The organism is Billgrantia hypersalina, assembly GCF_052584175.1.
Map to the genome: position 1 here is coordinate 146,795 of NZ_JBMIQI010000002.1, position 20,203 is coordinate 166,997.

19 protein-coding genes are annotated in these 20,203 nt (G+C 63.4%); 7 read left to right on the forward strand and 12 right to left on the reverse strand.

Translation table 11 applies throughout. The features are described from left to right. Positions 1 to 124 precede the first annotated feature (124 nt). Positions 125 to 958, forward strand: a complete 834-nt coding sequence (gene ppsR, locus ACOJCM_RS00735) for a posphoenolpyruvate synthetase regulatory kinase/phosphorylase PpsR (RefSeq protein WP_445210141.1) — start codon at positions 125 to 127, stop codon at positions 956 to 958. Here ppsR and ACOJCM_RS00740 read toward each other — a convergent pair. From ACOJCM_RS00740 to ACOJCM_RS00765, 6 genes are all read right to left on the reverse strand, one after another. Continuing rightward, positions 955 to 2,175 carry a CaiB/BaiF CoA transferase family protein gene (locus ACOJCM_RS00740; RefSeq protein ID WP_445210142.1) on the reverse strand — a complete coding sequence of 407 codons (1,221 nt, stop codon included), beginning with the start codon at positions 2,173 to 2,175 and terminating at the stop codon, positions 955 to 957. The genes ppsR and ACOJCM_RS00740 overlap by 4 nt on opposite strands. A gap of 157 nt (positions 2,176 to 2,332) precedes the next feature. Then, positions 2,333 to 3,514 (reverse strand): acyl-CoA dehydrogenase, encoded by a 1,182-nt coding sequence (locus ACOJCM_RS00745; RefSeq protein ID WP_445210143.1) that lies wholly within the window; start codon positions 3,512 to 3,514, stop codon positions 2,333 to 2,335. Between the two features lie 92 nt (positions 3,515 to 3,606). Then, entirely contained in the window at positions 3,607 to 4,971 is a 1,365-nt protein-coding gene (locus ACOJCM_RS00750; RefSeq protein ID WP_445210144.1) for an MATE family efflux transporter, read from the reverse strand. 103 nt (positions 4,972 to 5,074) lie between these two features. Beyond that, entirely contained in the window at positions 5,075 to 5,971 is an 897-nt protein-coding gene (gene mmsB, locus ACOJCM_RS00755; RefSeq protein WP_445210145.1) for a 3-hydroxyisobutyrate dehydrogenase, read from the reverse strand. A gap of 75 nt (positions 5,972 to 6,046) precedes the next feature. After that, a complete protein-coding gene (locus tag ACOJCM_RS00760) occupies positions 6,047 to 7,201 on the reverse strand; it encodes an enoyl-CoA hydratase/isomerase family protein (RefSeq protein ID WP_445210146.1) in 1,155 nt (384 codons plus the stop codon). A 19-nt stretch (positions 7,202 to 7,220) separates the two neighbouring features. Next, positions 7,221 to 8,387, reverse strand: coding sequence for an acyl-CoA dehydrogenase family protein (locus ACOJCM_RS00765; RefSeq protein WP_445210147.1), 1,167 nt, complete (start codon positions 8,385 to 8,387; stop codon positions 7,221 to 7,223). A gap of 235 nt (positions 8,388 to 8,622) precedes the next feature. Here ACOJCM_RS00765 and ACOJCM_RS00770 point away from each other — a divergent pair, with 235 nt between their 5' ends. The 4 genes from ACOJCM_RS00770 (at position 8,623) to ACOJCM_RS00785 (ending at position 13,507) form a co-directional block, all read left to right on the forward strand. Continuing rightward, on the forward strand, positions 8,623 to 9,063 hold the full coding sequence (locus tag ACOJCM_RS00770; protein WP_445210148.1) for a MerR family transcriptional regulator: 441 nt from the start codon (positions 8,623 to 8,625) through the stop codon (positions 9,061 to 9,063). 153 nt (positions 9,064 to 9,216) lie between these two features. Beyond that, the gene (locus tag ACOJCM_RS00775) at positions 9,217 to 10,920 is read left to right on the forward strand and encodes an AMP-binding protein (protein ID WP_445210149.1); all 1,704 of its coding nucleotides are present in this window, start codon (positions 9,217 to 9,219) and stop codon (positions 10,918 to 10,920) included. Between the two features lie 135 nt (positions 10,921 to 11,055). Further along, positions 11,056 to 12,399 (forward strand): omega-aminotransferase AptA, encoded by a 1,344-nt coding sequence (gene aptA, locus ACOJCM_RS00780; protein WP_445210150.1) that lies wholly within the window; start codon positions 11,056 to 11,058, stop codon positions 12,397 to 12,399. A 223-nt stretch (positions 12,400 to 12,622) separates the two neighbouring features. Further along, the gene (locus tag ACOJCM_RS00785; protein ID WP_445210151.1) at positions 12,623 to 13,507 is read left to right on the forward strand and encodes an alpha/beta fold hydrolase; all 885 of its coding nucleotides are present in this window, start codon (positions 12,623 to 12,625) and stop codon (positions 13,505 to 13,507) included. Between the two features lie 76 nt (positions 13,508 to 13,583). Here the strand turns inward: ACOJCM_RS00785 and ACOJCM_RS00790 are convergent, their stop codons facing one another. The 4 genes from ACOJCM_RS00790 to ACOJCM_RS00805 form a co-directional block, all read right to left on the reverse strand. Beyond that, entirely contained in the window at positions 13,584 to 14,162 is a 579-nt protein-coding gene (locus tag ACOJCM_RS00790) for a hypoxanthine-guanine phosphoribosyltransferase (protein ID WP_445210152.1), read from the reverse strand. Between the two features lie 43 nt (positions 14,163 to 14,205). Next, positions 14,206 to 15,219: a beta-N-acetylhexosaminidase gene (gene nagZ / locus ACOJCM_RS00795; protein ID WP_445210153.1), complete on the reverse strand. Its 1,014-nt coding sequence runs from the start codon at positions 15,217 to 15,219 to the stop codon at positions 14,206 to 14,208. 114 nt (positions 15,220 to 15,333) lie between these two features. Next, a complete protein-coding gene (locus ACOJCM_RS00800; RefSeq protein WP_445210154.1) occupies positions 15,334 to 15,852 on the reverse strand; it encodes a L,D-transpeptidase family protein in 519 nt (172 codons plus the stop codon). A 1-nt stretch (position 15,853) separates the two neighbouring features. Next, positions 15,854 to 16,522 carry a TetR/AcrR family transcriptional regulator gene (locus tag ACOJCM_RS00805; protein ID WP_445210155.1) on the reverse strand — a complete coding sequence of 223 codons (669 nt, stop codon included), beginning with the start codon at positions 16,520 to 16,522 and terminating at the stop codon, positions 15,854 to 15,856. A gap of 197 nt (positions 16,523 to 16,719) precedes the next feature. Here ACOJCM_RS00805 and lexA point away from each other — a divergent pair, with 197 nt between their 5' ends. Both lexA and dinB read left to right on the forward strand, forming a co-directional pair. Beyond that, the gene (lexA, locus tag ACOJCM_RS00810) at positions 16,720 to 17,367 is read left to right on the forward strand and encodes a transcriptional repressor LexA (RefSeq protein WP_445210156.1); all 648 of its coding nucleotides are present in this window, start codon (positions 16,720 to 16,722) and stop codon (positions 17,365 to 17,367) included. A gap of 26 nt (positions 17,368 to 17,393) precedes the next feature. Next, positions 17,394 to 18,440, forward strand: coding sequence for a DNA polymerase IV (dinB, locus tag ACOJCM_RS00815; RefSeq protein ID WP_445210179.1), 1,047 nt, complete (start codon positions 17,394 to 17,396; stop codon positions 18,438 to 18,440). A gap of 22 nt (positions 18,441 to 18,462) precedes the next feature. On the opposite strand, the gene ACOJCM_RS00820 is transcribed toward dinB, so the two are convergent. Both ACOJCM_RS00820 and purU read right to left on the reverse strand, forming a co-directional pair. Beyond that, positions 18,463 to 19,134 (reverse strand): energy-coupling factor ABC transporter permease, encoded by a 672-nt coding sequence (locus tag ACOJCM_RS00820; protein ID WP_445210157.1) that lies wholly within the window; start codon positions 19,132 to 19,134, stop codon positions 18,463 to 18,465. An 18-nt stretch (positions 19,135 to 19,152) separates the two neighbouring features. Beyond that, complete coding sequence (gene purU, locus ACOJCM_RS00825; protein ID WP_445210158.1) at positions 19,153 to 20,007, reverse strand: formyltetrahydrofolate deformylase; 855 nt, start codon at positions 20,005 to 20,007, stop codon at positions 19,153 to 19,155. Positions 20,008 to 20,203: the final 196 nt, after the last annotated feature.

Below are 20,203 nucleotides of genomic sequence, written 5' to 3' on the forward strand. Positions count from 1 at the left end.
TTTTACAACAACGCTTCGTTTTCGGCGTTTTCTGTAGTCGGCAGGCGCCGAATCGCGCCTTGCCGCCGACGCCACGAGCCATGACAATGAAACCTCACACCCCGCAACGGATATCGCCGAGACCATGAGCCGCACCGCCTTCTTCATCTCCGACGGTACCGGCATCACCGCCGAAAGCCTGGGTCGCAGCCTGCTAGCGCAGTTCGAGAACGTTGAGCTGCGCATGCTCACCAAGCCCTACATCGACTCCCTCGACAAGGCGCACACCCTGGTCGACATCATCACGGCTACCGCGGTACGCGACGGGGAGGAGCCCATCATCATCGACACCATCGTTGACGAAGCGATTCGCGAAGTCATACGTCGCGCACCGGGTTTCAAGATCGATATCTTCTCGACCTTCCTCAAGCCACTGGAAAAGGAACTTGGCACGCACTCCAGCTATACCGTGGGGCGCACCCACTCCATCGGCCAGGACGAGGTCTACATGGATCGCATTCATTCGGTCCACTTCGCCCTGGACAACGACGACGGCGCACGAACGCATCAATACGACCAGGCTGATGTGATCCTGGTCGGGGTGTCACGCTGCGGCAAGACGCCGACCTCGCTCTACCTAGCCCTGCAGTTCGGCATTCGCGCCGCCAACTATCCGCTGACCGAGGACGACCTCGACGAAGACGGCGTGCTCAAGTTGCCGCGGGTCCTGGCCCAGCATCGCCACAAGCTGTTCGGCCTGACCATCGATCCCCGTCGGCTGGCCGCTATCCGCCACGAGCGACGCCCCAATAGCCGCTACAGTTCGCTGGACCAGTGCACGCAGGAGGTGGAGCAGGCCGAAGGGCTCTACCGCCAGATGCACATTCCCTACATCGACACGACGCGCTTCTCCATCGAGGAGATTTCCACCCGCATGATTGCCGAAACGGGACTGACGCGGCGTTTCTCGCCGCGCTAGCGAACGATCCCTTCGCGCCGTAGCCGCTGGATGTCCTCCGTGCTCAACCCCATCTCGGCCAGTATCGCATCGCTATCCTGGCCGAGCCTGGGCGGGGCCACCTCGCTGACGGCGGGCTCGTTGTCGAAACGCAGCGGGCAAGCCACCTGGGGCACCTCGAGTTCGCCGCGCTTGAGCGTACGCTGCATGCCGCGGTGCTTCACCTGCGGATCGTCGAAGACTTCGGCGATGGTATTGATCGGCCCGGCGGGAATACCGCGCGCTTCCAGCTCGGCCAACCATTCGTCGCGCTTGCGTGTCATGAGGATCGCCTGGAGCTTGGGCACCAGAGCGTCGCGATGACCTACCCGGGCGGCATTGGTCGCGTACGCTGGGTCGCTGGCCCACTCGGGATGGCCCACCAGCTCGGCCAGGCGCGAGAACTGGCCGTCGTTGCCCACGGTCAGCACCAGGTGGCCATCGGCACAGGCGAAGGCCTGGTAGGGTACGATATTGGGGTGGGCATTGCCGTGACGCTGGGGCGAGGCGCCGCTGACCAGGGTATTGAGCGCCTGGTTGGCCAGCGCCGCGACCTGCACATCGAGCAGCGCCACGTCCACGTGACGCCCCTCACCGCTACGGCTGCGCTCATGGAGTGCCGCAAGCACCCCGATGGTGGCGTACAGCCCGGTCATCACGTCGGTGATAGCCACGCCGGTCTTCATCGGCATGCCGTCCGGCTCACCGCTGACACTCATCAACCCGCCCATGGCCTGGATCATGAAATCATAGCCGGCACGGTGCGCGTAGGGTCCATCCTGGCCGAAGCCGGTGATGGAGCAGCCGATCAGCCGCGGGTTGAGCGTCTTCAGGCTGGCATAATCGAGGCCGTACTTCGCCAGTCCGCCGACCTTGAAATTCTCCAGCACCACGTCGGCACCCTCGGCGAGCTGGCGCACCAGTGCCTGGCCCCTGTCGCTTGCAATGTCCACGGCCAGCGATTGCTTGCCACGATTGGCGCACAGAAAATAGGCCGCCACGCGCTCGAGGTCAGCCTGCTCGACTCCCTGCTCATCCGCCAACCACGGCGGCCCCCAGCCGCGGGTGTCGTCGCCGCGCCCGGGGTGCTCTATCTTGATCACTCGCGCGCCGAGGTCAGCGAACAACTGGCCGGCCCAGGGGCCGGCCAGCACGCGTGACATGTCGAGCACCGTGACGCCTTCCAGCGGTCGACTCATCTTGTCTCCTTCCACACTCGTCGCTGCGTCGGGCAAGCCTGCGAGGAGGCGCTGTGAATACCTCCGTGTGCGCTACCGATGCCATCCATGGCATCGGACCTCCTCTTGGCTTCCCTCCATCACTCCTCGCTAGAGGCAGTGTTTGGAACTTGACGAACTAGTTGGCGAAGGCCTGGAGGCCCGTCTGCGCCCGCCCCAGGATCAGGGCGTGAACGTCATGCGTGCCTTCGTAGGTATTGACCGCCTCGAGGTTCATCACGTGGCGAATCACGTGGTATTCGTCGGCGATGCCGTTGCCGCCGTGCATGTCGCGCGCAACACGGGCGATATCCAGCGCCTTGCCGCAATTGTTGCGCTTGATCAGCGAAATCGCCTCCGGCACCAGCTGGCCGGCATCGATCATGCGACCGACCCGCAGCGCCGCCTGCAGGCCCAGGGCGATTTCGGTCTGCATGTCGGCAAGCTTCTTCTGAATCAGCTGGTTCGCGGCCAAGGGACGACCGAACTGCTTGCGATCCAAGGTGTACTGACGCGCGGCATGCCAGCATGCCTCGGCGGCCCCCATGCTGCCCCAGGCGATGCCGTAGCGGGCACGGTTGAGGCATGAAAACGGCCCCTTGAGCCCGGTGACGCCAGGCAGGCGCTGCTCGTCCGAGACCTCGACGTCCTGCATCGCGATCTGGCCGGTGATGGAGGCGCGCAGGCTGAACTTGCCTTCGATCTTGGGCGCCGAGAGCCCCTTCATGCCCTTTTCGAGGATGAAGCCGTTGACCACGCCCTCCTCGTCCCGGGCCCAGACCACGAACACATCGGCAATCGGCGAGTTGGTGATCCAGGTCTTGGTGCCGTTGAGGCGCCAGCCATTGTCGGTACGCACGGCGCGGGTGGACATGTTACCCGGATCGGAGCCGTGGTCGGGCTCGGTGAGGCCGAAGCAACCCACCCATTCGCCGGTGGCGAGTCTGGGCAGGTATTTCTCGCGCTGCGCCTCGCTGCCGAAGGCGTGGATGGGATACATCACCAGGCTCGATTGCACGCTCATCGCGCTGCGGTATCCGGAATCGACGCGTTCCACCTCACGCGCGATCAGCCCGTAGCTGACGTAGTTCATCCCGGCGCAGCCATAGCCATCGATGGTGGCACCGAGCAGACCCAGCTCGCCCATCTCGTTCATGATCTCACGGTCGAAGCGCTCGTGGCGGTTGGCCTCGAGCACACGAGGCATCAGCTTGTCCTGACAATAATCGTGGGCGGTCTGATGGACCATGCGCTCGTCTTCGTCGAGCTGATCGATCAGGCGAAACGGATCTTCCCAAGTGACGGGGGTAATCTGGCTCATGGTGACTCTCCGGGTTAAATTTCTACATTTTTATAGAATGTAGACCAATACTGAAATAAAACCAACCCCTCCGTGCGCATTTTTCCGTCGGCTCATGGCAGGTCAGGTTCGTTGACGCCGGGCGCGGCCGAGCGCATGGCATCGAGCCGCCGGCGCAGGGTATGCCAGGCCACCAGACCCACCAGCACGTTGGCCAGGAACAGGCCGATGAAAATGCCCTGGATGCCGCCCACCGCTCCCCCCAGCCAGGCCAACGGCACCGTGAGCAGAAACAGCCGAAAAATCGACAGACGCATGGCACGGGAGGGCTCGTGCAGGGCATTGAATGACGACACCGCCAGGATCACGACACCTTGGGCGCCGAGCCCCAGCGGCACCCACCACAGGAACTGGCGCAACACATCACCCGTCGTGTCTTCGGCGGTGTAGCCGGCGACCAGCCAGGGGGCGAGCAGCTGCAGCAGCAGCCATATGCCGAGCTGCCATAGCAGCACGAAGGCGAAGCAACCAAAGATGGCTCGCCGCACGCGCTCATGCTGCCCCGCTCCTACGTTCTGACTGACCAAGGGAGGCAAGGTCATGGAGAGTGCCAGCACGGCGATCTGGGCGATGGCCTCGATGCGCGTGCCGACACCATAGCCCGCCACGGCATGATGGCCATGGCCGGCGACAATTCGCGTCACCATGGCCAGCGCCAGTGGCGTAAATACGCTGGTGATCGCCGCCGGCAGCGCAATGCGTGACAGTTCGCGCCAGGAGCATAGAGTGCCAGCCATGGTTATCCGGCGCAGGTCGAGACAATCGCGCAGCTCGCGTTGGCTGAAGAGCGCCAGGGTCATGGCCGCCCAGCTCAGTACCGTCGCCAATGCCGCCCCCTTAACGCCCAAGGCCGGAAAGGGGCCCACTCCGAATATCAGCAGCCAGTCGAGCAGACCGTTGAGCAACGCCGCGAGGGCCATCATCAGGCCCGGAATCAGAGTGTTGCCCTGGGCACGCAGCACACTGTTGAGAACGCGAGGTACGATCACTGCCGTCGCGCCCAGGTACCAGATGCCCATGTAATCCTGGATATGGGGCAACAACTCGGGACCGGCCCCCAGCAGACGGAACAGCGGTTCTAGCGTGGCCAGGCCCAGCAGGCTTAGCAATACGCCAACCACCAGTCCCATCAGCGCAGCATCGGTGGCCCGGCGCCGCACGGTTTCCCACTCACCGCGGCCCAGGCGCCGTGCGACCACCGCCGAGGTACCGATCCCCAAGCCGATGGCGAGGCTGATCACCGCAAACACCACGGGGAAGGTGAACGACACCGCCGCCAACGGCTCCGGCCCCAGCCGAGAGACGAACCAGGTATCCACCAGGTTGAAGCTCATCATGGCGACCATGCCGCCCACGACGGGCAGGCACTTGCGCAGCAGGGTCGGGGCGATAGGGGCCTCGAGCAGCTCTCGACGCATGGGTCGCCCAGAGGAAGGAGATGAAGGGGTCATGGATCTCTGCATAGCAAAACGGGCACACGATTGTGCCCGTTCCGAGGGAAACCGCAAAAGCCGGAATTGGCTATTCGCCGGCCCGATAGAGTGTCTGGATGCTGGAAAAATCGAGGCCACCGCTGCCCTGCGCTGCATGCAGGGCGAACAGGTTGCGCGCCTGGGAGCCCATCGGCACCGTGGCCTTGCACCCCAACGCCAGCTCCCAGGCCAACCCCAGGTCCTTCGCCATCAGGTCGGTGAGGAAGCCGCCCTGGTAGTCGCGCGAGGCGGCGGAGCCCTCCATCACGCCGGGCCAAGGGTTGTAGACGTTGAGCGCCCAGTTGCCGCCACTGCTCTGCTTCATGATCTCGGAGAGTACCGCAGGGTCGAGGCCGTTCTTAACGCCAAGGGCCAGGGCCTCGGCGGTACCGCTCATGAGAATGCCGAGCAGCATGTTGTTGCAGATCTTGGCAACCTGGCCGGCACCGATCTCTCCGGCGTGGAAGATGTTCTTGCCCATATCCTCCAGCACGGGCCTGGCCTGCTCGAAGCCGTCCCGACTGCCGCCGACAATGAACGTCAGGGTACCGGCCTGGGCGCCGCCCACGCCACCGGAAACCGGCGCGTCGAGATAGGTCAGGCCACGCTCGGTGGCAGCCTCTCCCACGGCCCGGGCATCTTCCGGCGAGATCGTCGAGGCGTCGATGATAAGCGGCTTGCCCGTGAGGGCATCGAAAAGACCCGGCGAATCCTCGCGGCCGAGATAGAGACGCCGCACGTGCTGGCCGGCCGGCAGCATGGAGAGGATCACTTCCGCCCCGCTGGCGGCGCTTTGAGCGCTGGCACAAGCGTGGGCGCCGGCTTCCTCAAGCTTCTTCATGGCAGAGTCGACCAGATCGAAGACACTGACCTCGTGGCCTGCCTTGACGAGATTGACGGCCATCGGGGCACCCATGTTGCCGAGGCCGATAAAGGCGATTTTCATGTGAGCTGATCCTGTTTGTTCGTTGTTGGTCGGTACGCTACGCGAGTCCTGAGGCGTGCCGTCAGTATCCGTTTTTCAGCCGCTGTATTGTCCGGCACCGAGGTCGCGCAACGGGTGTTCTTCCTCGCGCCACAGCGGTGAGAGCAGCGACGAGAGATCCGCCTCGGGCACGCTCTCGACGCTTTCGTGCCGCCATTTGGGAGCCTTGTCCTTGTCGATCAACAGTGCCCGAACGCCTTCGGCAATGTCTCCCTGACGACAGCATTGCACCGAGAGGTTGAGTTCATCGCGAAAGGCGTCGGCCAGGCCGGTATGGCGATGCCGCTCGAGCATGCGCCACACCAGGTGGGCACTCAGCGGGCTACCGGCCTCGAGCCGCTTGCGATTAGCGGCGAGCCAGGCATCGTCGCGCTCGTCCCGCAGGATACGCCTGACGGCGGAAGGCGCATCGACCTGACCGCTGAGAGACTGGATATGGTCGAGCAGTGGCCACACTTGTGCCGTGGGCGCCTCGGAGCGAACTTCGAGTTCGTCGAGGACGCGCTGCACGGCACCCTGCAGGTCGCGTAGACCGCGCGAGCCGTAGTCGGCTTCGCCGAGGGCCTCGAGCAGCGCCTCGCGACGTGCACGCGGCACGAAGTGATCGGCCAGCCCGAGGTCAAGCGCATCGCGGGCGTTGAGCTGGGCTCCTGTGATGCCCAGGTAGGCGCCGACCCCCGGCGGCATACGGTTGAGGAACCAGCTGGCGCCGATGTCAGGGTAGAGGCCGATGGTGATCTCGGGCATGGCGATCAGGGTGGTTTCCGTCACCAGGCGCCGCGTGGCCCCTGCCATCAGGCCCAGGCCGCCACCCATGACGATGCCGTCCCCCCAGACCAACACCGGCTTGGGGTAGGTGTGAATACGATAATCGAGGCGGTATTCCGTGGTGAAGTAGGTCTCGGCGAACAGGCTGTCGCGCCCGGCCCCGGGTTCGTCGCCCTCATCGGTCATCGAGCGGTAGAGCGCCACCACGTCGCCACCGGCACAGAAGGCTTTTTCCCCGGCCCCCTCCAACCACACCGCGACGATGCTGCGATCGGCTGCCCAGGCCTCGAGCTTGGCATCCAGCTGCCGAGCCATCTCCAGCGTCAGCGCATTGAGCGATTTGGGCGAATTGAGGGTGGCGACCCCGATTCTTCCCCCGTCACGGGTCGGCAACTCATCGAAGATGACCGCAATATCTGACATGCCGTTGTTCTCCTTCCGATTATTGCAGCGCTTCGATCACGCCGTCCGCCAGCAGGCGGCGCGCCACGATCACACGCATGATCTCGTTGGTGCCCTCGAGTATCTGGTGTACGCGGGTATCGCGCACCATGCGCTCGAGGGGAAATTCCCTGAGGTAACCATACCCGCCGTGCAACTGCAGCGCCTCGTTGCAGACATGGAAGCCCATATCGGTGGCAAAACGCTTCGCCATGGCGCAGTAGGCGGTGGCCTCGGGATCGCCCTGGTCCAGCCGCCAGGCGGCGTGGCGAACCATCAACCTGGCGGCCGTCAGTTCAGTGGCCATGTCGGCGAGCTTGAACTGCAGCGCCTGGAAATGTGCCAGCTCGCGGCCGAACTGCTTGCGTTCCTGCAGGTAGTTACGCGATAGGGTCAGGGCATGCTGGGCGGCTCCCAGCGAACAGCTGGCAATATTCAGGCGGCCACCGTCAAGCCCCTTCATGGCCAGCTTGAAACCCTCGCCCTCCTCGCCCAGGCGATTACCCACCGGTACGCGTACGCCGTCGAAACTGATCAGCCGCGTAGGCTGGCTCTTCCAGCCCATCTTCTCCTCGTTCTTGCCGTACTCGATGCCCTTGGTGTCGGCCGGCACCAGAATCGCCGAAACGCCGCCGGCACCACTATCGGGAGCACCGGTACGTGCCATGACCACCATCACGTCGTTGGAACCGGCTCCGGAAATGAACATCTTGGAACCGCTGATGACATACTCGTCGCCCTCGCGCACGGCCTTCGTGCGCAGGCTGGCCGCATCCGAGCCGGCGCCGGGCTCGGTCAGGCAGTAGCAGCCTAGACACTCACCACTGATCAGCCGTTCGACCCAGGTTTCGCGGAGCGCCTCACTGCCCCAACTGGCCACCATCCAAGCCACCATGTTGTGGATGGTAAGATAGGCGGTCGTCGAGATGCAGCCCTGCGAAAGCTGCTCGAAGATGAGCGAGGCATCGAGCCGCGACAGTCCCAGGCCGCCTCGCTCCTCGGGGATATAAATGCCGAGGAAGCCCGCTTCGCCGGCACGCCGTATCACGTCGACGGGAAAATGGGAGCTGGCGTCCCACTCCGCGGCATGGTCGGCCAGTTCGGCCCGCGAGAAGTCGGCGGCCGCCTGGACGAGCGCCTTCTGGTCTTCGCTTAGGGAGAAATCCATCGGGGTACCCTCGTGTATGGGCAGGCGGTCCTGCCACCAATGAAACGCAAGGCGGGGTCGGCAAATTCCGCTGCACGGCAATGCTTAGCATGCCGACCAACCTAGCACTTGCTAGGTTTTATCGCATACCTCCCTTGGTCGACAACCACTTTACGTTAACGTCAACGTCGTCTAGTGTTGCGGTTAGTGGAGGGACACCGCAAGACGGCCCGCCCAACTCATAGGAAAAACAGCGATGAGCATAACCAAAGCGGAAGCCACCACCACGGTCAACGGCAGCCTGGCACGCCAGCGCCGTACCTACTCCATAGGCGAGTTGGCCCGAATGTTCGAGGTGACACCGCGCACCATCCGTTTCTATGAGCAGGAGGGGCTACTGGCGCCGGAGCGCCGCGGCCAGACCCGTATCTACCACGAAAAGGACCGGGTTCGCCTCAAGCTGACCCTGCGCGGCAAGCGCCTGGGCTTCTCGCTGGCCGAGATTCGCGAAGTCATCGAGATGTACGATGCCATGCCCGACGGCAATGCACGTCAGCTCAAACGCCTGCTGGAGATCCTGGCCGACAAGCGTAACAACATGGAGCGCCAGCTGGAGGACATTCGCCTGATGCAGCGCGAACTCGACGACGTGGAGACGCGCGCCCGCGAAGTGCTCGAGCGTCTCGACCAACGCTAGGCATCGTTTGACGCGTCGGCGAGCACGAACAGCTCCAAGCCCAGCCTCTCCGCCGCGAGTCCTGACCACGCCGTTCATGGGATGGGTAGCTCGTCACGGCACCCATCGGCAATCGACTACCGCAGCAAACTGCACAACAAGACGGGTAATACGATGACACGCCAAGCACTTCAAGAACGCGTCCCGAACAGTTACGTCAGCGGCATCAGCGACACCCCTCTGAAGGGCGAGACCATTGGCGACTGCTTCGATGCGACGGTAGCGCGCTTCCCCGACGGCGAGGCCCTGCTCAGCCTGCACCAGGGGCTGCGCTACACCTGGAAGGAGCTGCAACAGGCGGTAAACCAGGCGGCTCGCGCCATGTTGGCGCTGGGTGTCAAGAAGGGTGATCGGGTGGGTATCTGGTCGCCCAATTGCGCCGAGTGGACCATCACGCAGTTCGCCACGGCGAAGATCGGCGCCATCCTGGTCAATATCAATCCCAGCTATCGCACCCACGAGCTGGAATATGCGCTCAAGCAATCCGGCACCTCGACACTGATCCTGCAGGGCAAGTTCAAGACCTCCGATTATGTCGCCACCCTGGCGGAGCTGGCGCCGGAGCTGCGTGACGGCGCTCCCTCCACCTTCTCCTGCGCCAAGCTTCCCGAGCTCAAGCGCGTGGTGTGCCTCGACGCCGACCGCGCGCTGACCGGCATGTTCAGCTGGCAGAGCATGCTGGCGCACGCCGACGAAGTCTCCGAAGCGCACCTTGCCGACGTCCAGGCCACGCTGCAGTTCGACGAGCCGATCAACATACAATACACCTCAGGGACTACCGGGGCCCCCAAGGGCGCCACCCTCTCCCACCACAACATTCTCAACAATGGCTTCTTCGTCGCCCGCACCATGGGCTTCTCGGAAAAGGATCGCCTTGTCATTCCCGTGCCGCTCTACCATTGCTTCGGCATGGTGATGGGCAACCTGGGCTGCGTGACCCATGGCGCCACCATGATCTACCCGGGCGACGGCTTCGAGCCGGAAGCCACCCTCAAGGCAGTCTCCGACGAGAAGGCCACGGCGCTCTACGGCGTACCGACCATGTTCATCGCCGAGCTGGAGCATCCCGACTTCACCCAATACGACCTCTCCACCTTGCGCACCGGCATCATGGCGGGCTCGATCTGCCCCATCGAGGTGATGCGCAAGGTCATCGACAAGATGAACATGGAGGACGTCACCATCTGCTACGGCATGACCGAAACCAGCCCGGTCAGCACCCAGACCCAGACCGACGCCCCGCTGGACAAGCGCGTCACCACGGTGGGCACCATCCACCCGCACCTCGAGGTCAAGCTGGTCAGCCCCGAAACCGGTGCGGTGGTGCCGCGTGGCGAAACCGGGGAGCTGTGCACCCGCGGTTACAGCGTCATGCTCGGCTACTGGAACAACGAGGAGGCTACCGCCAAGTCGATCGACGGCGCCGGCTGGATGCACACCGGCGACCTGGCCACCATGGACGAGGATGGCTACATCGCCATCGTCGGTCGCATCAAGGACATGATCATCCGTGGCGGCGAGAACATATACCCGCGCGAGATCGAGGACTTCCTCTATACCCACCCGGCCATCTCCGACGTGCAAGTCATCGGCGTACCCGACGAGAAGTACGGTGAAGAGGTCATGGCCTGGGTCAAGCTCGCCGAGGGTCAGAAGCTTACCGCCGACGAACTCAAGGAATTCTGCAAGGGCAAGATCGCTCACTACAAGATTCCGCGTTACGTGAAGTTCGTCGACGAGTTCCCGATGACCGTCACCGGCAAGATCCAAAAGTTCAAGATGCGCGAGGAAGCCACCCACGAGCTGGGCCTGGCCTGACGCCTGACCTCCCGGTGCCACACTTCGCCTCTCATCTGCGCCCTGCCTCGGCAGGGCGCAACTGTTTAGTTTATTGCCCGCCCGATGTAGTGTGGTTAATAAAATCTTCAACAGCCAAGTCGAAGAGGTGCCGCCATGTCAGAACAACAACCACAGCGGGCCGCCGGCCTCAGCCAGGAACAGCTGGACGCCTACTGGATGCCCTACACCGGCAACCGGCAGTTCAAGCGCGACCCCCGCATTATCGTCGGCGCTAAGGGCAGCTATTTCACCGACGCCGATGGTCGCCAGGTATTCGATGCCCTTTCCGGACTGTGGACCTGTGGCGCCGGCCATTGCCGACCCGAGATTGCGGAAGCCGTCGCAGGCCAGCTCCAGCAGCTCGATTACGCTCCGGCGTTCCAGTACGGTCACCCCAAGGCTTTCGAGCTGGCGCATCGAATACGCGGGCTGATGCCGCATGGGCTCGACTACGTGTTTTTTACCGGCTCGGGCTCCGAGAGCGCGGATACCGCCCTGAAGATTGCCCGCGCCTACTGGCGCAAGAAGGGCAAGCCGACCAAGACCAAGCTGATCGGCCGCGCCAAGGGCTACCACGGGGTCAACTTCGGCGGCTTCAGCCTGGGCGGCATCGCCGCCAACCGTACCATATTCGGCCAGGGCGTCGATGCCGACCATTTGCCCCACACCCTGCTTCCCCGGAATGCCTTCACGCGAGGCATGCCCGAATGCGGCGCGGAGAAAGCCGAGGAACTGCTGGAGCTTATCGCCCTCCACGACGCTTCCAACATCGCCGCGGTTATCGTCGAGCCCCTGGCCGGCTCGGCCGGCGTGATCCCGCCCCCCAAAGGCTACCTGCAGCGGCTACGCCAGATCTGCGATCAGCATGACATCCTGCTGATCTTCGACGAAGTCATCACCGGTTTCGGTCGCATGGGCGCCATGACCGGTGCCGAGGAATTCGGCGTGGTGCCGGACATCCTCAACGTGGCCAAGCAGCTGACCAATGGTGCGGTGCCCATGGGCGCGGTGATCGTTCAGGAGGCGATCTACCAGGCCTTCATGGAACAGGGCGGGCCCGACTACATGCTCGAGCTGCCGCACGGTTACACCTACTCCGGTCACCCGGCCGCCTGTGCGGCGGCGCTGGCTGCCCTGGACGTGCTCGAGAACGATCGACTCATCTCCCGCGTGCGCGAAATGAGCCCGGTCTTCGAGGAGGCGCTGCATGGCCTCAAGGGCACTCGCTACATAAGCGACATTCGCAACTATGGCCTCGCCGGCGCCCTGCAGATCGAGCCCTATCCCGGCGAGCCGGCTCGCCGCCCCTTCGAGATCGCCATGAAGTGCTGGGCGAAAGGCATCTACGTCCGCTACGGCGGCGACACCATCCAGCTCGGCCTCCCCTTCATCGTCGAGCGCGACGAGATCGACCGTCTCGTGAACGTCCTTGGCGAAGCGATAGGGGAACTCGATTGACCGAGCGGCCTGGATATCGCCCTGGATGCCGTGCAATCGCAGTTGCTGCCCAACGCGGATAGTCCGAAGTCGAGCAGATCCAATCAAGCCGTGCCCAAGCTGGAAATGCACCGGCAATGGCCCAAAGTTGCCTGGAACGGATCGGCAATTAAGCTGACGTTGGTCCTCGCCGGGCCAGCTCTCTCCTGGCGAGGCTTCTACAGGGAAGGGTCAGGAGAAAACAGTGCATTCAGAATGGAAAGATACTTCAGGCGTTATCAACGGCTTGACCCTGCACTGGGTCGAAGCCGGCCCCACGACCGGGCCCCTGCTCATTCTCCTCCATGGGTTCCCCGAATTCTGGTGGGCCTGGCGTCATCAGCTGAGCCCGCTGGCGGAGCGGGGCTTCCGTGTGCTCGCTCTCGATATGCGCGGCTACAATCTCAGCGACGCGCCGCAAGCGATCGACGCCTATCGGCGCGGGGAACTGGTCGCCGACGTCGTGGCACTGGCTGACCGTTACGATGCCGAACGCTTCCATCTGGCGGGGCACGACTGGGGCGGCATCGTGGCTTGGGAGGTAGCGGCAAGGCATCCACGGCGACTGGCGAATCTCGTCATCATGGCGGCTCCCCACCCGGGCCAGTCGACTCGTGCCATTTTCAGTCACCCCACGCAACTGGCACGCAGTAGCTATATGGCTTTCTTCCAGCTCCCATGGCTGCCGGAAGCGATGCTTCAGGGCTTCGACTACGCCAGCCTGCGCGCCACTCTTGCGAACAGCGCCAACCCGGGCACCTTCGATGCAGACGAGCTGTCGCGCTACGCCGAAGCGTGGTCGCAGCCAGGCTCTCTCAGCGCGATGCTCAACTACTACCGCGCGTTACGCCTGCCGGGTGAGTACAACACCGCCTCGCGTATCGAACCACGGACTCTGATACTGTGGGGTGAAAGGGACTCGTTTCTCGAAACCCACCTGGCCCGCGCCGCCCTCGAGATGTGTGACGACGCCCGTCTGGAGGTCGTGCCTGGCACGACACATTGGCTGCATCATGAGGCGCCGACACAAATCAATGCCATGCTGGCCGACTTCCTAATGGCCGATGAACCGTCCACGGCGAAAGCCTGATCCACCCGCGCCAGGCATGAAAAAACCCGGCCTTGCGGCCGGGCTAATGAGACGGCGTTAACCCAGTCATCGGGGCCTAGAGGCCCTTCGGCGCAAAGATACCCGGTGCGTTGCGCCAGTAGCCCTTGTAGTCCATACCGAAGCCGAACACATAGCGATCGACCACCTCCAGGCTGCAGTAGTCGGCCTTCAGATCCGGCACCGCCTTGCGATCGTGGCGCTTGTCCACCAGAACGGCCGTAGAGATGCTGGCAGCTCCGGCTTCACGGCAGTATTTGAGAATGGCAGCGAGCGTCGCCCCTTCGTCGAGGATGTCGTCGACGATCACGACGTGACGATCGGCCATGGGAATCTCCGGCGAAACTCGCCAGAACAGTTCTCCTCCGCGCAGGCCGCCGCGATAACGGGTGGCGTGGAGGTAGTCGACTTCCAGCGGGAAACCCAGCCGGGTGAGCAGATGCCCGGTGGTGATCAGGCCGCCATTCATGACGCAGTAGAACACCGGCAGCTTGTCGCCCAGATCGGCGGTAATCTGTTCGGCCATGCGGTCCAATGCGCGCTCGACCTGTTCATGGCTGATCAAGCAGTCGGCGCTCTCCATGACATCACGCATGGTGGCCAGAGATTGATGGAAATCAGCTTCGAGTTTAGGCATGAAGGGCTCGTATCTACGAAGGGGAACAAGGAAACAAGACGGATCAGAGCGAGGCCATGGCTTCGAGCCTTGCATGCACGCGACGCCAACGCCCCAGCGCTTCGAGCGTTGCCAGATCGGGTCGCGCCCGACCATAGCGCAGGCGTGTAGCCAGCCGCGTGGTACGCCCATGACAGGCCTCGAGCACCTCGAGGGCAGCGGCGCGATCATTGCAGACCAACACCATGTCGCAGCCGGCATCCAGCGCTGCCAGCGCACGATTACCCGGTGAACCCGCGAAACCGGCCCCCGCCATGCCGAGGTCATCGGAAAAAATGGTGCCTTTGAAGCCGAGCGATTCGCGCAGCAGGCCAAGCCAGCTCCCCGAGAAGCCTGCCGGGCGGGAATCGAAGGCCGTGTAGATGACATGCGCAGGCATGACGCCATCGAGCCGGGAAGCAAGCTCGGAGAATGGTATCAGGTCGTGTCGACGAAGTTCGTCCATCGGACGAGGGTCAACCGGCAGCTCCAGGTGGGAATCGGCCGCCACGCTGCCGTGGCCGGGAAAATGCTTACCCACCGCCGCCATGCCTGCCTCGTGCAGGCCGCTGATAAACGCTCCGGCCATGGCGGCTACCGCCCGAGGGTCGGAGGAAAAGCTGCGGTCGCCGATCACGCTTGAGATGCCGGTATCCACGTCGAGTACCGGGGCGAAGCTGAGGTCCAGTCCACAGGCGGCCATTTCCATGCCCAGCAGCCAGCCGGCATCGAGGCAGACCCTCAAGGTCACTTCGGGTGTCGTGGCATACTCCCTGCCGATACGCCCCATGGCCGGCAAGCGGGTCACCCCTTCACGCAGTCGCTGGACCCGGCCGCCCTCCTGGTCAATGGCCAGCAGCAACTCGGGACGAACGCGCCGTATGGCATCGCACAGCTTCCGAACCTGCTGCGCATGCTCGATGTTGCGGGAAAACAGGATCACGCCCCCTACCTCTGGGCGCATGAGCAGCTTGCGTTCTTCGCTGCGCAGTGCCGTGCCTTCCAGGTCGAGCATCACCGGGCCTAGGGTCTGGGTCATGATCGGGATCCTTGGGCATGAAAGGGAGCTGATTCTAGACTAAAGAAGCCTGCGGCAACAGCCACCTGACACCGCCGATTCGAGCCTTGGCGAGGGGGATCGGGCCACGTGGCATCACCCGTGCAGCCAGACCGGCGTCCCCGGTACTGCCAGGTCGAAGAGCTCGAGCAAGGCCTCGTCGCGCATGCGAATGCAACCATGCGAACGCGGCTCGCCCATCGGCTGATCGGGGGGCGTCCCATGTAAATAGATATAGCGCCTCTGGGAGTCGACGTCGCCTCCACGGTTGAAGCCACGCTCGAGCCCGCACAGCCACAGGATGCGTGTCAGAATCCAGTCGCGCCCAGGGTGAGCTTCGGCAAGCGCTGCACTGAACACTTCGCCGGTAGGACGCCGTCCGCGAAAGACGGCCCCGGGCGGCTCACCGCCACCGATGGCCGCTCGCACATAATGCCAGCCGAGCGGCGTACATCCACTCCCCTCACGCTGGCCCGCTCCCGCCCGTGCCGTCGATATCGACCATTCGTTGCGCTGCTCTTCGCCCAGCCAGTAAACGAGGCGCTGACGCACGATATCGACTTCCAGCCAGACACCGTCATGGGGTGGCAGCGCTTCCAGCCTCGGCGTTCGCATTTCAGCTCGCCATGGCCGGCTGGGCGGCGGGTGGCGGCGGCAGAGGCGCATTCATGGCCGCCACCACTACGGGGCGCAAACGGCGAATGAGGTCACGCACCGACACGTGCTCCTGGAAGTCCTTTTCGGCAATGTCGCGCAGCGCATCGAGTCCGGACAGTGTGAAGATGACCGTGCCCAGCACGAAATGCAGCCGCCAGAAGCGCTCGGCATCGGGCAGTTCGGGAGTAGCACGGCGCACCAGTTCGGTAAAGCGGGTGAAAACGCTGCCATACTCCTCCTGGATATGGCGCCGCAAATGGCCCTGGGCCTGGCTGTAGGCGAGCCCCAGCAATTTCATGAAAACCTTGAGGCTATGCTTCTCCGCGGGCACCTCGAGTACGGTGCGCGCCATGGTCTCGAGCAACTCCTCCAGTGGAATCACACCGCCGCCGTGACGCGCTTCGAGTTCGTCGAGAGCATGGTGGAAGCGCACGGTAAAGGGGTCGAGGTAGCGCGAGAACACCGCCTGGATCAGCGCCTTCTTCGAGCCGAAGTGATAGTTCACCGCAGCCAGGTTGACGCGCGCCTTGCTGGTGATGGTGCGCAACGACGTCTCGGCGAAGCCGCGTTCGGCGAACAAGACTTCGGCAGTGTCGAGAATGCGCGTGACGGTATCGGTCTGAGCCATGATCAGCTCCCGCTGGAAACAACTGTTTTAAACATTACAAAAGTCTACGCCATTACGCTTCCTGGCTCAACGTATCGAAAAGCAGAAGCGTTTTAAACGAACGAAGAATCTCGCACCGGACCTCATAGCGGCTTTTACTGGATAGACTTCCATGCTGTATACTTGACCAATACGGCAGTCAGCAACCGGAGTCCGACATGACACGCCCCCTTACCTCGCGCCAGCAGAATGTCTATGACTTCATCGTCAAGACCATGAACGAGTTCGGCTACCCTCCCACTCGTGCCGAGATCGCCCGGGCGCTGGGCTTCCGCTCACCCAACGCTGCCGAGGAGCATCTGCGCGCCCTTGAGCGCAAGGGTGTCATCAGGGTGATACGTGGCACGTCGCGCGGCATCCGTCTGCCGGCCCAGGAAGCCGACAGTGCCGTCAACGAGTCGAACACCGAGGGATTACCGATCATTGGTGAGGTGGCCGCCGGCAGTCCGGTTCTCGCGGCCGAGCATATCGATCGCTACTGCCCCCTGCCCCCGGATTACTTCACGCCCCGCGCCGATTACCTGCTCAAGGTGCGCGGCTTGTCGATGAAGGACGTCGGTATTCTCGAAGGGGACCTGTTGGCCGTGCATCGTACCGAGCGCGTGCGCGACGGGCAGATCGTCGTGGCGCGGCTGGAGGACGAAGTCACGGTCAAGCGATTCCACCGCCAGGGTCACCTTGTCATCCTCGAAGCAGAGAATGCCGATTTCGCCCCTATCGAGGTGGATTTGCGTCACCAGCCGCTGGAAATCGAGGGGATTGGGGTGGGGGTGATACGCGGCGGCAACGGCCAAGCTTTAGGGTAAGAGCTGGCTAGCCTGGTAAAATCATGATCCGCAAGATCCTGCACGCCGATTGCGACTGCTTCTATGCTGCCGTGGAGATGCGTGACAACCCGGCGCTTCGCGACATTCCCCTGGCGATCGGGGGTAGCGCCGAAGGGCGCGGCGTCATCTCGACCTGCAATTATCCTGCCCGCGCCTTCGGCATCCATTCCGCCATGCCCACGGCAAGGGCACTCCGCCTGTGCCCGCATCTCACCTTGCTGCCAGGCGATTTCGACCGCTATCGCGAAGCCTCTCGACAACTGCTGGAGATATTCCACGAACTGACGCCACTGGTGGAACCGCTGTCGCTCGACGAGGCCTTTCTTGACGTCACCGAGGTGACACGCTTTTCGGGCAGCGCCACCTGGATGGCGCACTGGCTGAAAGAGGAGTGTCTCAAGCGTGTCGGCATCACCGTATCGGTGGGCGCCGCGCCGTCGAAGTTCTTGGCCAAGATCGCCAGTGATTGGGAGAAGCCTGATGGACTGACCGTGATCACTCCCGCACAGGTGGATGACTTCGTACGCGAGCTCCCTGTCACCAAGCTGCACGGCGTCGGACCGGCTACAGGCAAGCGCCTCCAGGCACTCGACATCGCCACCTGTAAAGACCTGCAGGGGATACCGCTGGAGCGGTTGCTGCAGGAGTTCGGCAAGTTCGGGCAGCGTCTCCATGAATTGGCGCGGGGCATAGACGAGCGGCCGGTGCGCATCGAGCGCGAACGCAAGTCGGTCAGCGCCGAAGTCACCTTCGCCACCGACTTGTCGAATCTGAACGAATGCCATGCCGAGCTCGCGCCGCTCTGCGAGCGCCTGGAGGCTCGGCTCGCCCGTCACGGTCACCCGCCAATCGCCGGCACCTTCGTCAAGGTCCGCTTCGATGACTTTTCGCTCACAACCCTCGATTCCCGCGGCGGCCAGCCCAACGCAGAGACCTTTGCCGCGCTGATGGAGCAGGCCTGGGCACGGCGCCAGCGTCCGGTACGGCTGCTGGGCGTCGGCGTGCGACTGGTGCCGGACGACGCCAGACGGCAGCTCAGCCTGCCGCTCTAGGCCTGCCGGAGTGGGTCGGCGCTCATTTGGTGTCGATATAGCGATGCGGATCGAAGGTAGCGACCCAGTCCGGATGGTAGATCATCAGAACACTGAGCAGCATGCCGGTGATGAAGGCCTCCGAAGGCATCAACAGCGGAAGGAAGAGCGCATATTCCCTGGCCTGGTGAACCGCCTCGGGGTCGGTGGCGCCGAGCATCACCAGACCCAGACCCGCAAGACCCGTCCCCAGAGTGGCCAGTGCCGTGCCGAAGAAACCGCACAGAAAGAGAAACAGCATCACGTTATCGGGCAGGTAACGATCGACCAACCGCCACACGAATACCAGGATCGCCACCGGTATCACCCCGGTGATCAGGATGTTGACGCCCAGCAAGGGCCACCCCACCTTACCCAGCGCTACCAACGCAACGTTGGCCAGCAGGTTCGTCAGCAGCGCCAGCGGTGCCTTGAAGATCAACGTCATCAGCGCCGTCAGCATGAGATGCAACGTTAGCCATTCCACCGACTGCGCCCTGAGCTGCCACAGCAGGATGACTGACACGCAGGCCGCCATCCAGCGATGCTGCAAGCCGCGGTCGGCCATGAGCTCGCGCCAGGGGCGTTGCGCCAGCGCCATGCAGAGCACGGCCAGAGACAACAGGCCGCAGGCGGCCAGCAACCAAAAGGCGAGTATCGGCTCGGCTAAGCTCATGCCTCACTCCTGCCGGGATCAGGCGAAGACGACCGTCTTGTTGCCATGGATCAGCACCCGATCCTCGAGATGCCAGCGCAAACCGCGTGCCAGTACCGCCTTCTCCACGTCGCGTCCAAAGCGAACCAGGTCCTCGGGGGTATGGCAGTGGCTCACACGGTGTATGTCCTGTTCGATAATGGGGCCCGCGTCCAGTTCCTCGGTCACGTAGTGGCAGGTGGCACCGATCAGCTTGACCCCCCGTGAGTGAGCCTGGTGATAGGGGCGCGCTCCGGCGAAGGAAGGCAGGAAGCTGTGATGGATGTTGATCACCCGCCCCGCGTAGCGCTGGCAGAGCTGCGGCGGGAGAATCTGCATGTAGCGGGCCAGCACCACGACATCGGCTTCCAGCGCCTCGACCTGGCGTTCGACCTCTGCAAAGGCTACGGCCTTGTCACCTTGGGCTACCGGTACGTGTACATAAGGCAGGCCGTGCCATTCGACCAGGCCACGCATCTCATCATGGTTGGAGATCACCCCAACCACTTCGCCTTCCAGCTCGCCTGCCGTCCAGCGGTAGAGAAGATCCACTAGGCAGTGAGACTCACGCGACACCATGATCACCACCCTCGGGCGTCGGCGGGTATCCCGTAAGGCCCACTCCATGTCGAACTCGCGGGCTACCGGCTCGAAGGCCGCTCTCAGCTCGGCAGCCGGCATGCCGATAGAGTCGGCGAGAATCTCGTAGCGCATGAAGAAACGCCCCGCCTCCATGTCGGAGTGCTGACTTGCTTCCGTGATCGAACCGCCATGCCCGGCGATGAAGCCGGAGACGCGAGCCACGATGCCGCGGCGATCGGGACAGGAAACGACGAGACGATAGTAGTGAGACATGGGCCCAACCTGTTACGAGGGGGTTCTGGGAGCACGCATTGTAACGAACTCGCCAGTTGGCGGACATGGCCGACGCGGGATCGCATTTGTGGAGGGTCGGGACGATCCCTTATAGTGAAGTTCCATTGACTGGTCATGAGTTGCCGATGCCTTCGACTCGCGCCTCCATACGTCCCCGCCGCCGCACTCCGCTTCA